Source organism: Micromonospora sp. DT43 (genome assembly GCF_049841645.1).
GTDB lineage: Bacteria > Actinomycetota > Actinomycetes > Mycobacteriales > Micromonosporaceae > Micromonospora.
The window spans coordinates 505,915-517,964 of sequence record NZ_JBNCKR010000003.1; the positions used below are offsets into that span (position 1 = coordinate 505,915).

Consider the following 12,050-nt stretch of genomic DNA (forward strand, 5'->3'; position numbering starts at 1 on the left):
CTGGCCCCGTCGTCTAGCGGCCCAGGACGCCGCCCTCTCAAGGCGGTAGCGCCGGTTCGAATCCGGTCGGGGCTACATCTGTGCACAACCCGTCTCACCTCGGTGAGGCGGGTTGTTTCGTTGGCGCGCACGGCCGTTTTGTTGGCACGCACGGTCGTCGACGGTGCCCACACCCCACGCTCGCCCCGACGGACGGTGCCGCTAGACTACAGCGGCGCCGCCTGTGAGGGTGGTGAACAGGAAAGTTCTGGCCCCGTCGTCTAGCGGCCCAGGACGCCGCCCTCTCAAGGCGGTAGCGCCGGTTCGAATCCGGTCGGGGCTACAAAACCAAGGCTCACCTCGCCGCGCGAGGTGAGCCTTTCCCGTACCCGCCCGTCTCCCCATCCCGTCTCCCCGGCCTTCCCGCGTTGATCATGAGGTTGACGGGTGCGACACGCCGACTCGAGCGACGCCAACCTCATGATCAACGCGGGGTGCGGGGTGCGGGGTGACGGTTAGAGGCCGGAGAGGCGTTGGCCGGCTCTTACTACTGCCATGGCGTGGCGTTCGCCGGGGCGGCGGCCGAGGCGCTCTATCGGGCCGGAGATGCTCACCGAGGCGATCACGCGGCCGGTGCGGTCGCGGATCGGGGCGGAGACGCTCGCCACACCGGCCTCACGTTCGGCCACGCTCTGCGCCCAGCCCCGGCGGCGGACCTCCGCCAGTGTGCGACCGGTGAACTTGCTGCGCGGCAGCAGCGGCATGACCGCCTCCGGAGGCTCCCAGGCGAGCAGGATCTGGGCCGCCGAGCCGGCGGTCATCGGCAGCACCGAGCCGACCGGGACGGTGTCCCGCAGCCCGCTCGCGCGCTCCGCCGCCGCCACGCAGATTCGCTCGTCGGCGCGGCGCAGGTAGAGCTGCGCGCTCTCACCTGTGGCGTCGCGCAGCGCGGCCAGCAGCGGCTCGGCGGCGGTCAACAGGACGTCCGGCGCCGCGTTGGCCAGCTCACCCAGCCGGGGGCCGGGACGCCAACGCCCCTGGGTGTCCCGGACGAGCATCCGATGGATCTCCAGCGCCTGTGCCAGCCGGTGCGCGGTGGCCCGGGGCAGCTTCGTGCGTTCAACGAGTTCGGCCAGGCTGGCGCCGTCGACACAGGCGGCCAGGATGACCACCGCCTTGTCGAGAACGCCGACACCGCTCATACTGTGTCCCACAAGCCGAAACTTACCTCCCAGAATTTAGGATGTCCAGATGGTGGGAGTCACTCCTGAGCCGAGGACCCTGGCCGAGAAGGTCTGGGACGCGCACGTCGTACGGTCCGCCGCTGGTGAGCCGGATCTGCTCTTCATCGACCTGCACCTGCTGCACGAGGTGACCAGCCCGCAGGCGTTCGACGGGCTGCGGCTCGCCGGACGCCGGGTGCGCCGTACCGACCTGACCCTCGCGACCGAGGACCACAACACCCCGACCGGGTACGCCGATCCGGCGTTCCGGCTCCGCCGCGGTGACCTGCTCACCATCGCGGACCCGACGTCGCGTACGCAGATCGAGACGCTGCGCCGCAACTGCGCCGAGTTCGGCGTGCGGCTGCACCCGCTCGGCGACGAGAACCAGGGCATCGTGCACGTCATCGGCCCGCAGCTCGGTGTCACCCAGCCCGGCATGACGATCGTCTGTGGCGACTCGCACACCGCCACCCACGGCGCGTTCGGCGCGCTCGCCTTCGGCATCGGCACCAGCGAGGTGGAGCACGTGCTGGCCACCCAGACGCTGCCGCAGAGCCGGCCGAAGACCATGGCCGTCAACGTCACCGGCCAGCTCGCCCCCGGCGTCACCGCCAAGGACCTGGTGCTCGCGCTGATCGCCCAGGTCGGCACCGGTGGGGGTCGCGGGCACATCGTCGAGTACCGCGGCGAGGCCATCCAGGCCCTCTCCATGGAGGGGCGGATGACGATCGCCAACATGTCCATCGAGTGGGGCGCCAAGGCCGGCATGATCGCGCCGGACGAGACGACCTTCGCGTACCTCAAGGGTCGGCCGAACGCGCCCCAGGGCGCGGACTGGGACGCGGCGGTTGCCTGGTGGCGGACGCTGCCCACCGACGAGGGCGCGCGCTTCGACGCCGAGGTGACCCTGGACGCCAGCCGCGTCACCCCGTTCGTGACGTGGGGCACCAACCCCGGGCAGGGCGCGCCGCTGAGCGCGCCGGTGCCCGACCCGGAGGAGTTCGTCACCGACTCGGAGCGCGCCGCCGCCCGCCGCGCTCTGGAGTACATGGACCTGCGCCCCGGCACCCCGCTGCGGGACCTGCCGATCGACGTGGTCTTCGTGGGCTCCTGCACGAACGGCCGCCTTGAGGATCTGCGGGCCGCCGCCGACGTGCTGCGCGGTCACCGGGTCGCCGACTCCGTTCGGATGCTCGTGGTGCCTGGGTCCGCCGCCGTCCGGGAGGCCGCCGAGGCCGAGGGCCTGGACAAGGTCTTCGCCGACGCCGGCGCCGAGTGGCGGTTCGCCGGCTGCTCGATGTGCCTGGGCATGAACCCCGACACGCTCAAGCCCGGCGAGCGCTCGGCGTCCACCTCCAACCGCAACTTCGAGGGCCGGCAGGGCCGGGGTGGTCGTACCCACCTGGTCTCCCCGCCGGTCGCCGCAGCCACGGCCGTGGTCGGGCGGCTGGCCGCCCCTGCCGACCTGTAGAAGGGACTCCAGGAGATGGACAAGTTCACCACCCACACCGGCACGGCCGTACCGCTGCGCCGGTCCAACGTGGACACCGACCAGATCATCCCGGCCGTGTACCTCAAGAGGGTGACCCGGACCGGCTTCGCCGACGGGCTGTTCAACGCTTGGCGGGAAGACCCGGCATTCGTTCTCAACGATGAATCCTATTCCGGTGCGTCGATCCTCATCGCCGGTCCGGAGTTCGGCACCGGCTCCTCCCGGGAGCACGCCGTGTGGGCACTGCGGGACTGGGGCTTCCGCGCAGTGGTGGCCCCACGCTTCGGTGACATCTTCCGCGGCAACGCGCTCAAGGAGGGGCTGCTGCCGGTCGAGTTGGAATTGAAAGCCGTCGAGGAGTTGTGGGATCTCGTCGAGGCGGATCCGACCACTCCGGTGACCGTCGACCTGACCGCCCGACAGCTCCGGGCGGGGGACGCGACCTGGTCGTTCCCGCTGGACGACTTCAGCCGGTGGCGGCTGCTGGAGGGCCTGGACGACATTGGACTCACCCTCCGCCACGCCGCCGACATCGACTCCTACGAGGCGTCCCGACTGCCGTTCCTGCCCTCGGTGGCATAGCCGTACGCGCGCCCGCACAGCGGATTTCGCCCCCACCGGTCCGACCGGCGGGGGCGAATCCGTTACGACACAAGGGCTTTTTTCCACCGAATGTTTGTGTCCAGGCAGCACAGGGCATACGGTGCGCGCAGAATGGCTCGCGTCGAGTCAGTTGCACAATCGGGAGGAAGTCGTGAACAAGGCCGAGCTCATCGAGGCGCTCGCCGTTCGCCTGGGGGACCGGAAGACGGCGACGGCCGCGCTCGACGCGGTCCTCACTGAGGTCCAGGCGGCGGTCACCAAGGGCGAGAAGGTGGCGATCACCGGATTCGGAGCATTCGAAAAGCGTGTGCGTGGCGCACGAACAGCGCGCAACCCGCGTACCGGCGAGGCGGTGAAGGTCAAGAAGACGTCCGTCCCGACCTTCCGCCCCGGCGCCGGGTTCAAGGAGATGGTGGCCAGCGGCAAGGTGCCGAAGGCCACGGTGGCGGCGAAGAAGACCGCCACCACCACGGCCAAGACCGCCGGCACCAAGGCGGCGGGCACCAAGGCGGCGGGCACCAAGGCCACCGCCACCAAGGCGGCCAGCAAGAAGACCGCCCCGGCCAAGGCGAGCAAGACGACCACCACCGCCGCCACCAAGGCGGCCAGCAAGAAGACCGCCCCGGCCAAGGCGAGCAAGACCACCACGGCGACCAAGACGGCCGCCAGCAAGAAGACCGCTCCGGCGAAGAAGACCGCCGCGGCGACCAAGTCCGCCACGGCGAAGAAGACCACCGCGGCGGCGAGCAAGAGCACGGCGGCCAAGAAGGCGCCCGCGAAGAAGGCTCCGGCCAAGAAGACGGCCAGCAAGCGCTGACCGCCTGTTTGCCCAAAGGGCGCCCACCGTCTCGGTGGGCGCCCTTTGCGCGTGCCGGGACCATTGACCCGGCCGGGCCGTACGCGCAAAATCGCCGTGCCGGCCCCCCTCATGGACCGGTCCGCCGACGGGAAATGGGGCGCCGGTGCGCTACCGCCAGCTCACCACCGGGTCGCTCGCGCTGGGCGTCGTCCTGTTCATCGACGTGCTGCGCGTGTGGCTACCCGGCATCATCACCATCTTCGGGCAGGCCGCGTCCACCCCTGCGGAGTTGATGGGCGCGTTCGCGCTCGGCTGGTTCGTCCTGGCGATGGCCGCGCCGGCACTGGTCCGGCGGGTGGGCCCTCGGTGGGTCGCCGGCACCGCTGCCGTGCTGCTGGCCGTGGCACGGCTCGCGCTCACCAGCACCCCCGGCGGCCGTCCGCAGCTCTGGTTGGCCACCGCCGGTCTGCTCGCCGGCCTGATCTGGTTGGTGGGTGTCGCAGGTGGCACCGACCGTCCGGTGCCGGGACTGGCCCTGGGGTTGGCGGTCAACGCCGCCGTGCACGCGATCCTGGACACCTACGACCTCGTCTGGCGGGGCGGCTGGGTGGCCTGGCTGCTCAGCGCCGTCGCGGTGGCGCTGTTCCTGCTCGGCACGGCGCTGAGCATGGCGTTGCCCGCCGCGTCACCGGGTCCGGGTGGCGCCCGGTCCTGGCTGCTGGCCGGGCCGGTGCTGCTGCTGGCCGGCATGGTGGCTCTCGCTCCGGCCCTGGCCGAGGCGGGAATGTCGTACCTGGTCGCCGGTGGCGACGTCGCCCGCTCACCGCTGTTCGGCCTGGCGCCGGTGCCGCTGGCGGTCGCCGGGTTCCTGCTGGCGGCTCTGGCGGGCCCGACCCGACGGTGGGGCCGACCACTCGGGCCGGTGGCCCTGCTGACGGGCGTGGTGCTCTTCGCCCTCGACCGTGGCGACCTGCTCGTCGCGGCCATCCTGCTCACCGCCGTCGGCCTCGGCGCCTGCCTGGCCCTCACCGACGTTCCGGGCCGCACCGACGCCGTCGGCACCGCCGCCAACGATGCCCCCGCCAACGATGCCGCCGACCAGACCGACGCCGACGCCGAGGCCGCAGGCGATGCGGGAGCGACAGGCGCGGACGACACGCGCCGAGCGGCGGCCCGCCGGGGGTACGCGGTCGCTGCCGGTCTGCTGCTCTTCGTGCTGGGGGCCGTGGGCTACTACTCCGCCTACGACCTGGGCTACCCGAACGCGGCGTTGCCGGTGGTGGTTGCCGTGGTGGTCGCCGCCGTGGCCCTGGTAGCCCGTCCATCGGACCACTGGCGTCCCGGCCCGCTTCCGCCGCTGCGGACCGCCGGCGCGGTCGCCGCGCTGGCTCTGCTCGCGCCGCTGCTGGCCGACGAGGTGGCGGTGGCGAGCAACCGGGAGGGTCCGCCGGAGCGGTTGCGGGTGGTGGCGTACAACATTCGGATGGGCTTCGGGTTGGACGGCCGGTTCGACCTGGCCGGGCTGACCGCCGCGATCGACAGGCAGCGACCCGATGTGGTGCTGCTCAGCGAGGTGGACCGGGGCTGGCTGCTCAACGGCGGCCACGACACGCTGGATCTCCTGTCCGACCGGCTCGGCATGCCGTACGTGTTCGGGCCGGCCGCCGATCCGGTCTGGGGTGACGCGGTGCTCAGCCGGTGGCCGGTGAGCGACCTGCGGTCCCGGTCGTTGGCGTCCCTCGGGGCGCCCACCGGAGCGCAGGCTCTCGCCGTCACCCTGGACCTCGGCGACGGCGTGCGTACCGCAGTGGTGAGCACCCACCTGCAGCCGCCGCCCGACGCGGGCCCGGTGGCGCAGGCCCGCGCGGTAGCCGACTTCGCCCTCGGGTACGCGGCCGGCCGGCCGCTCGTGGTGGCCGGCGACCTGAACACCGAGCCGGGCGACGAGGCGTTCGAACAGTTCACCAGGGCCGGCCTGGTCGACGCGTTGTCCGCCGCCCGGCCGCTGGCGACGAGCCCCGCCGACGATCCGCGCCAGCAGATCGACCACGTCTTCGTCTCGCCCGGCCTGGCCCCGAGCGATCCGGTCGCGCCACGCGGCGAGGCCAGCGACCACCTGCCGGTGGCGGTGACCCTCACCCTGCCACCCCGCTGACGGCCGCCAGTAGGCGTTCTGGCCGGCCGCTGGAGGCGGTTGGCGGCGAGCCGACGGCGCCCGCGTACAGGCCGCTACAGGCGGTCGGTGGCGAGCAGTCGGTCGCCGTCGAAGGCGAGCAGCCAACCGCCGCCCTTCGGGGTGGTGAAGTCCTCGTCGGCGCGGCCGGTCAGCCGCTCCAACGCGCCCGGCAGCACCTTGCCCTGGCTGCACACCGCCACCTGCCCGCCGGCGCAGGCCAGCTCCAGCAGTTGGGCGGCGGTGGCGAGCACCCGCTCGTCGCGTTGTTGACCCGGCTGCGGCTCGTCCAGGTCGCCGCAGATCTCGATGGGGAGGTCGAGTAGCGCGGCCGTCGGGTCCAGGGTCTGCACGCAGCGTCGCGGCGAGGCCGACAGGAGCCGGGCCGGCCGGACCACGGCGATCAGCGGTGCCAGGGCGTACGCCTGGGCCCAGCCCTCGTCGTCGAGCGGACGGGCGGTGTCCGGGCCGCTCCAGGTGGCCCGTTTGCCGGCGTGGCCGTGCCGGACCAGCGCGACGGTCGCGGTCACCGGCGGCAGCGCGGCGAACGCGGCAAGCACCTCGGCGTCGTGCGGGTAGCTGACCAGTCGGATCGCGTCGTCCACGGCGAGCCACCGGATGTCGTCGACCTCGGTGCCCGGCTGGAAACCGCCGTCGGCGACCGCGAGTATCGACCAGTAGTCGACAAGCTTGGACTGCCCCTCGCTGCGGTAGCGCACCGACGGCAGCCGCACCTGCGGCACACCCCGCACGTCGGCTTCCTCGGCCACCTCCCGCACCGCCGCGACGAGCGGGTGCTCGCCCGGTTCGAGCTTGCCCTTGGGCAGCGTCCAGTCCCCGTAGCGGGGGCGGTGCACGACGCACACCCGTACGCCGTCGGCTGTCGGTCGCCAGCAGACCCCGCCGGCGGCCCGGATGCCCGTCACGGCAACCATCTGGTCCGCCGTCGGCGGGTGGCCCGGTGCCACGCGGCGGGGAACCGGTCCCGCATCAGGCGGACCGTGTGGCGTTCCCGCTCGGCCAACCGCCCGGCGGTGACCGCCAGCTCGTGGTCTTCCGGCCGGTCGGCGGCGAGGGCGAGCCAGGTCTCGGCGGCGACCGCGGCGTCCTGGTGTTCGCCGAGCACGTCCTGGACGCGTGCCAACGCGCGGGCCAGCCGCCGTGCGTCGCTGCCGACGGCCGGGAGCACGGCGGTGACCGCGTAGCGGGCCTGCTTGCCCTCCTTGCGGACGGCGTGCCAGCGGTCGTCGGGGGCCGACGGGTCGAGCCCGTCCACGCCGTCCGGGCCGGCGAGCTGCCGCCACGGGCGGGCCACCAGCTTCGGTAGCGTCCGCGCCGCGGGGGTGGCCGCCCGGCGGGTGAGCCGGGGCGCGCGGGCGGCCAGCACCAGGGAGTCCACCAGGGCCAGGTAACGCGGCGAGCGCAGCGCCTCGTCGATGGCGGCGTGCGCCTGCCGCTGCCGTTGCGCGAGCGCCTCGTCCAGCCGGTCCACCGCGCCCGCGTCGAGCGGGCTGAGCGGGTCGGCGGTCGCGGTGCGCCGCAGCCTGTCGCGCAGCACCTCGGCGTCGCGGGCCGCGCCGAGCACCCCGGCCAGCCAGCGCAACTCGTCGCGTAGGGGCCGGGCCCAGCTCCGGCGCACCAGCGGCCGGAAGGTGCGCAGGTCGCTGCGCAGCCGTCGGCAGGCCACCCGCATCTGGTGTACGGCGCTGTCGCCGCCGTCGGTCGAGGTGCGCAACCGCACCAGCGGGTCGTGCGCCAGGAGCCGGCCCACCTCCTTGCGAACCGCCTCGGTGACCAGCTCCCCGGCGCTCGGGTCGGTCGTCAGCCCGCCCGGCCCGACCAGGTCGGGTTCGGACTGCGCCACCTCCCCCAACGCGCGTACGTGCTTCGGCGTGAACGATCCGCCCCGCGCCCCTGCCTCGCGCAGCACGCCGCCGATCCGGTCGAGCAGCTTTCGGTTGCCGGCCTTCCGCTCGACCTCCACCTCGCGAAACGTGTCGGAGGCGGTGCCGGCCTCGTCGAGCACTGTCACCCGGTCGTCGACAACCTCGGCGAGCACCCTGCCGGCCCGGTCGCACACCTCGTGGGCGTGCCGGACGGTGCGGACGACAGTCACGGGCGCCAGCGGCGCGCCCCGATGCAGGGCGGTGACCAGCTCGACCAGCTCCGGCGGAGGCTGCCTGACCGGCCCGGGGCGGGAGATCTCGTGCCGGACGCCGGGCGTGCCGGTGGGCAGCTTCACCGTCCACGGCAGCTCGTCACCCTCGCGGTGGCGCAGCGACGCCCCGGCGCGGGCCAGCCGCAGGTCGACCGTGTCGAGGTAACGGGCGACGAGCGTCACCGGTGGCAGCTCCCGGACCCGGCCGCCGGCCGGGGCCACGGCGGACAGGTCCGGCAGCACGAAGCTGTCGTCCACCTCGTACTTCTGCTCCTCCTCGACCATCAGCTCAGCCTATGCCGCGATCGGTCAGCCGGCCGTGCCACCGACGCGGCGCAGCAGCAGTTCCTGCAGATGCACCCGGGCCGCCTCCTCGCCGCCGGTACGCCGCGTCCAGGTGCCGTCGCCGGCCAGCTCGAACGCGTCCACGTCCGGGCTCATCGCGGCGGTCAGCACGTGGTCCAGTTCGGCGCGGGCGACCGGATCGGTCACCTGCACCAGCGCCTCCACCCGCCGGTCCAGGTTGCGGTGCATCAGGTCCGCCGAGCCCATCCAGAACTCGGCCTCCCCGTTGTTGCCGAACCGGAAGACCCGGGAGTGCTCCAGGAACCGGCCGAGGATCGAGCGGACCCGGATGTTCTCCGACAGCCCCGGCACCCCCGGGCGCAGCGTGCACATGCCCCGGATGAGCAGGTCGACGTGGACGCCGGCCTGGGAGGCACGGTAGAGCGCGTCGGTCACGCCCTCGTCGACCAGCGAGTTGACCTTGAACTGGACCAGACCGGGCATGCCCAGCCGGACGTGCGCGATCTCCCGTTCGATGCGTTCGATGAGGCCGCTGCGGATGCCCTGCGGGGCGACCAGCAGCCGCCGGTACGCGGTCTGCCGGCTGTAGCCGGTCAGCACGTTGAACAGGTCGGTCAGGTCCGCCCCGATCTCCGGGTCGGCGGTGAGCATGCCGAAGTCCTCGTACAGGCGGGCGGTCTTCGGGTGGTAGTTGCCGGTGCCGATGTGGCAGTACCGGCGGATCTGGTTGCCCTCCTGCCGGACCACCAGCGCGGTCTTGCAGTGCGTCTTGAGCCCCACCAGGCCGTACACCACGTGGCAGCCGGCGCGCTCCAGCGTGCGGGCCCAGCCGATGTTGGCGACCTCGTCGAAGCGTGCCTTCACCTCCACCAGCACCACCACCTGCTTGCCGGCGGCGGCCGCGTCGACGAGCGCGTCGACGATCGGCGAGTCCCCGCTGGTGCGGTAGAGGGTCTGCTTGATGGCAAGCACGTTGGGGTCGGCGGCGGCCTGCTCGATGAAGCGCTGCACGCTCGTGGCGAACGAGTGGTACGGGTGGTGCACCAGGATGTCCCCGTCGCGCAGGGTGGAGAAGACGCTGCGCGGCACCTCGCCCTCGGCGAGGCGGGGATGCGTGGCCGGCACGAACGGCGGGTCCTTGAGATCGGGGCGGTCGGCCTCGCCGTACACCTGCCACAGCGCGGACAGGTCCAGCAGGCCGGGCACCCGCAGCACGTCCTGGTCGTCCATGTCCAGCTCGCGGACGAGCAGTTCCAGTACGTGGTCGGAGATCGAGGCGGCGACCTCCAGGCGGACCGGCGGCCCGAACCGGCGTCGGGCCAGCTCCCGTTCGAGGGCCTGGAGCAGGTCCTCGTCGCGGTCCTCGTCGACCTCCACCTCGGCGTTGCGGGTGACCCGGAACAGGTGGCACTCGACCACCTGCATGCCGCTGAACAGCTGGCCCAGGTGCACCGAGATCAGGTCTTCCACCGGCAGCATCCGCACGCCCGGCTGGTCCCGGTCCACCCGTACGAAGCGGGGGACGTTGTTGGGCACCTTCACCCGGGCGAACAGTTCGGAACCGCCGTCCGGGTCGCGAACCGCCACCGCCAGGTTGAGCGACCGCCCGGAGATGTACGGGAACGGGTGCGCCGGGTCCACCGCGAGCGGGGTCAGCACCGGGAAGATGTGCTCCCGGAAGTAGGTGCGCAGCCGCTCCCGCTCCGGATTGCCCAGCTCACTCCAGCGCAGTATGCGGATGCCCTCGTCGGCCAGCTTGGGCAGCACGTCGTCGACGAAGCAGGCGGCGTGCCGGGCGCCCAGTTCGGCGGTCCGCTCGGCGATCAGCTCCAGCTGCGTACGCAGGGGCAGCCGGTCCCCGCCGCGCACCGGCAGGCCGGCGGAGAGCCGCCGCTTCAGCCCGGCGATCCGCACCATGTAGAACTCGTCGAGGTTGCTGGCGAAGATCGCCAGGAACTTGGCCCGCTCCAGCAGGGGGGTGCGCTGGTCCTCGGCGAGGGTGAGCACCCGCGCGTTGAAGTCGAGCCAGGACAGCTCCCGGTTGAGGAACCGGTCCTCCGGCAGCGGGGGAGCAGCCGGCGGGTCGTCTTCCTCACCGCCAGCGGAGGGGCCGCCGGGCAGGGCCGCCCCGGCCGCCGGGCCGTCCGTCTCCGTGGGAGGAACGCCGGGTTCGATGACCTCGTCGAGCCCGGAGGAGGCGGCGCCCGGGTCGTCGGCGAGAGTGTCGGCGCGGGCGGCGCCGGCCCGTTCGGCCCGGGACGGGCGGAAACGGCCGTCGGTGCCGCGGACGCGGGCGCCGTTGCGGGGGTCGGTGGCGGGAGAGGTGACCGGATGCTCGCGAGGGGTGCTCACCCGCTCATAATCACCCGATTCGAGTTAACGCAAAATGAACTTGGCCTCGCCAGCTCAGTTCATCGTCGGCAATGTCACCCGGACGACCTCGCCGTCGGGATCGGTGTCGATGCGGACCCGCTGGCCGAGGCGGAGCAGCCGCAGGCCGGAGGCGTCGAACGCCCGGGCGGGAAAGCGCAGCTCGGTGCCGTCGTCGAGCAGCAGGACACCGCTGCGCGTCGCCGCGTCGTAGGTGGCCACCGTGCCCTGCATGCTGGCACCGTACACCGGCGGGGTCGGCTCGTTCAGCGCGCCGGGCAGCCGGCGGCTCGGCTCGTTCAGCGCGCCGGGCAGCCGGCGGCGAGCAGCGCTGCGGTGCGCGGGCCCAGCCCGAGCCGCTCGGCGGCGGCCAGGTCCTCGGCGGTGTCCACGTCCCGCCGCAGGCTGGGCCAGTCGCCGGCCAGCGGCAGCGCCCCACTCTCCGCGTGCGCCGCCGCCGACCCGACCCCGAACCGTGGGTCGAGGTCGACACCCGGCGGCGCGGCGAGCAGCACCGTCCCACCGCCGGGGGCGTCCGCCACGAACCGGCGTACCCCCACTGTGTCGTGCTGGGCGGCGAGCAGCGCGTCGGCCAGCTCGGCCGGGCGCAGCGCCGGCAGGTCGGCGGTGAGCCCGGCCACCCACCGCCCGGGGGTTTGTGCCGCACCGTGCCGGAACGCGGCGTTCAGGCCGGCATCCGGCACGTCGGGCAGCGTCCGCGCCCCGGCGGCCCGCGCCGCGGCCGCCACCCGTGCGTCGTCGGTCACCACCAGGGCCTCGGCGACCGCCGGGCAGGCCAGCACCGCGCGGAGCGTGTCGGCCGCCAGCGCCAGCGCCAGATCCTCATGCGGTACGCCGGGCAGCGCGCCCCGCAGCCGGCTCTTGGCCGCGGCCAGACGCTTCACCGGCACCACCACTGCCCACCTCGGCTGACTCACGTCCGC

10 protein-coding genes and 2 tRNA genes are annotated in these 12,050 nt (G+C 73.3%); 6 read left to right on the plus strand and 6 right to left on the minus strand.

The features are described 5' to 3' along the window. Positions 1–2 precede the first annotated feature (2 nt). Together ACLQ26_RS10090 and ACLQ26_RS10095 are read left to right on the plus strand one after the other, a co-directional pair. A tRNA-Glu gene (locus ACLQ26_RS10090) sits at positions 3–75 on the plus strand. A gap of 174 nt (positions 76–249) precedes the next feature. Continuing rightward, a tRNA-Glu gene (locus ACLQ26_RS10095) sits at positions 250–322 on the plus strand. Between the two features lie 172 nt (positions 323–494). Here ACLQ26_RS10095 and ACLQ26_RS10100 read toward each other — a convergent pair. Next, positions 495–1,181 carry an IclR family transcriptional regulator gene (locus tag ACLQ26_RS10100; protein ID WP_007456408.1) on the minus strand — a complete coding sequence of 229 codons (687 nt, stop codon included), beginning with the start codon at positions 1,179–1,181 and terminating at the stop codon, positions 495–497. Positions 1,182–1,230: 49 nt separating this feature from the next. Between ACLQ26_RS10100 and leuC the strand changes: the two genes are divergently transcribed. From leuC to ACLQ26_RS10120, 4 genes are all read left to right on the plus strand, one after another. Next, positions 1,231–2,676, plus strand: coding sequence for a 3-isopropylmalate dehydratase large subunit (leuC, locus tag ACLQ26_RS10105; protein WP_425744182.1), 1,446 nt, complete (start codon positions 1,231–1,233; stop codon positions 2,674–2,676). A 15-nt stretch (positions 2,677–2,691) separates the two neighbouring features. After that, a complete protein-coding gene (gene leuD, locus ACLQ26_RS10110) occupies positions 2,692–3,279 on the plus strand; it encodes a 3-isopropylmalate dehydratase small subunit (protein ID WP_363679348.1) in 588 nt (195 codons plus the stop codon). A gap of 172 nt (positions 3,280–3,451) precedes the next feature. After that, a complete protein-coding gene (locus ACLQ26_RS10115; protein ID WP_425744183.1) occupies positions 3,452–4,117 on the plus strand; it encodes an HU family DNA-binding protein in 666 nt (221 codons plus the stop codon). A 145-nt stretch (positions 4,118–4,262) separates the two neighbouring features. After that, positions 4,263–6,254, plus strand: a complete 1,992-nt coding sequence (locus tag ACLQ26_RS10120; RefSeq protein ID WP_425744184.1) for an endonuclease/exonuclease/phosphatase family protein — start codon at positions 4,263–4,265, stop codon at positions 6,252–6,254. Positions 6,255–6,328: 74 nt separating this feature from the next. Here ACLQ26_RS10120 and ACLQ26_RS10125 read toward each other — a convergent pair whose 3' ends face one another. The 5 genes from ACLQ26_RS10125 to cofC form a co-directional block, all read right to left on the minus strand. Next, on the minus strand, positions 6,329–7,207 hold the full coding sequence (locus ACLQ26_RS10125; RefSeq protein ID WP_425744185.1) for an NUDIX hydrolase: 879 nt from the start codon (positions 7,205–7,207) through the stop codon (positions 6,329–6,331). Next, positions 7,195–8,715: a CHAD domain-containing protein gene (locus tag ACLQ26_RS10130; RefSeq protein WP_425744186.1), complete on the minus strand. Its 1,521-nt coding sequence runs from the start codon at positions 8,713–8,715 to the stop codon at positions 7,195–7,197. The genes ACLQ26_RS10125 and ACLQ26_RS10130 overlap by 13 nt, the downstream gene beginning before the upstream one ends. Before the next feature lie 24 nt (positions 8,716–8,739). Continuing rightward, positions 8,740–10,857: an RNA degradosome polyphosphate kinase gene (locus tag ACLQ26_RS10135; RefSeq protein ID WP_425744401.1), complete on the minus strand. Its 2,118-nt coding sequence runs from the start codon at positions 10,855–10,857 to the stop codon at positions 8,740–8,742. A 285-nt stretch (positions 10,858–11,142) separates the two neighbouring features. Next, the gene (locus ACLQ26_RS10140; protein ID WP_363679360.1) at positions 11,143–11,340 is read right to left on the minus strand and encodes a cold-shock protein; all 198 of its coding nucleotides are present in this window, start codon (positions 11,338–11,340) and stop codon (positions 11,143–11,145) included. 65 nt (positions 11,341–11,405) lie between these two features. After that, entirely contained in the window at positions 11,406–12,044 is a 639-nt protein-coding gene (cofC, locus tag ACLQ26_RS10145) for a 2-phospho-L-lactate guanylyltransferase (RefSeq protein ID WP_425744187.1), read from the minus strand. Between the last annotated feature and the right edge of the window lie 6 nt (positions 12,045–12,050).

Coding starts and splice junctions, on each gene's coding strand:
- ACLQ26_RS10100 (WP_007456408.1), bottom strand. CDS start 1,181: ATGAGCGGTGTCGGCGTTCTCGACAAGGCGGTGGTCATCCTGGCCGCC.
- leuC (WP_425744182.1), top strand. CDS start 1,231: ATGGTGGGAGTCACTCCTGAGCCGAGGACCCTGGCCGAGAAGGTCTGG.
- leuD (WP_363679348.1), top strand. CDS start 2,692: ATGGACAAGTTCACCACCCACACCGGCACGGCCGTACCGCTGCGCCGG.
- ACLQ26_RS10125 (WP_425744185.1), bottom strand. CDS start 7,207: ATGGTTGCCGTGACGGGCATCCGGGCCGCCGGCGGGGTCTGCTGGCGA.
- ACLQ26_RS10130 (WP_425744186.1), bottom strand. CDS start 8,715: ATGGTCGAGGAGGAGCAGAAGTACGAGGTGGACGACAGCTTCGTGCTG.
- ACLQ26_RS10140 (WP_363679360.1), bottom strand. CDS start 11,340: ATGCAGGGCACGGTGGCCACCTACGACGCGGCGACGCGCAGCGGTGTC.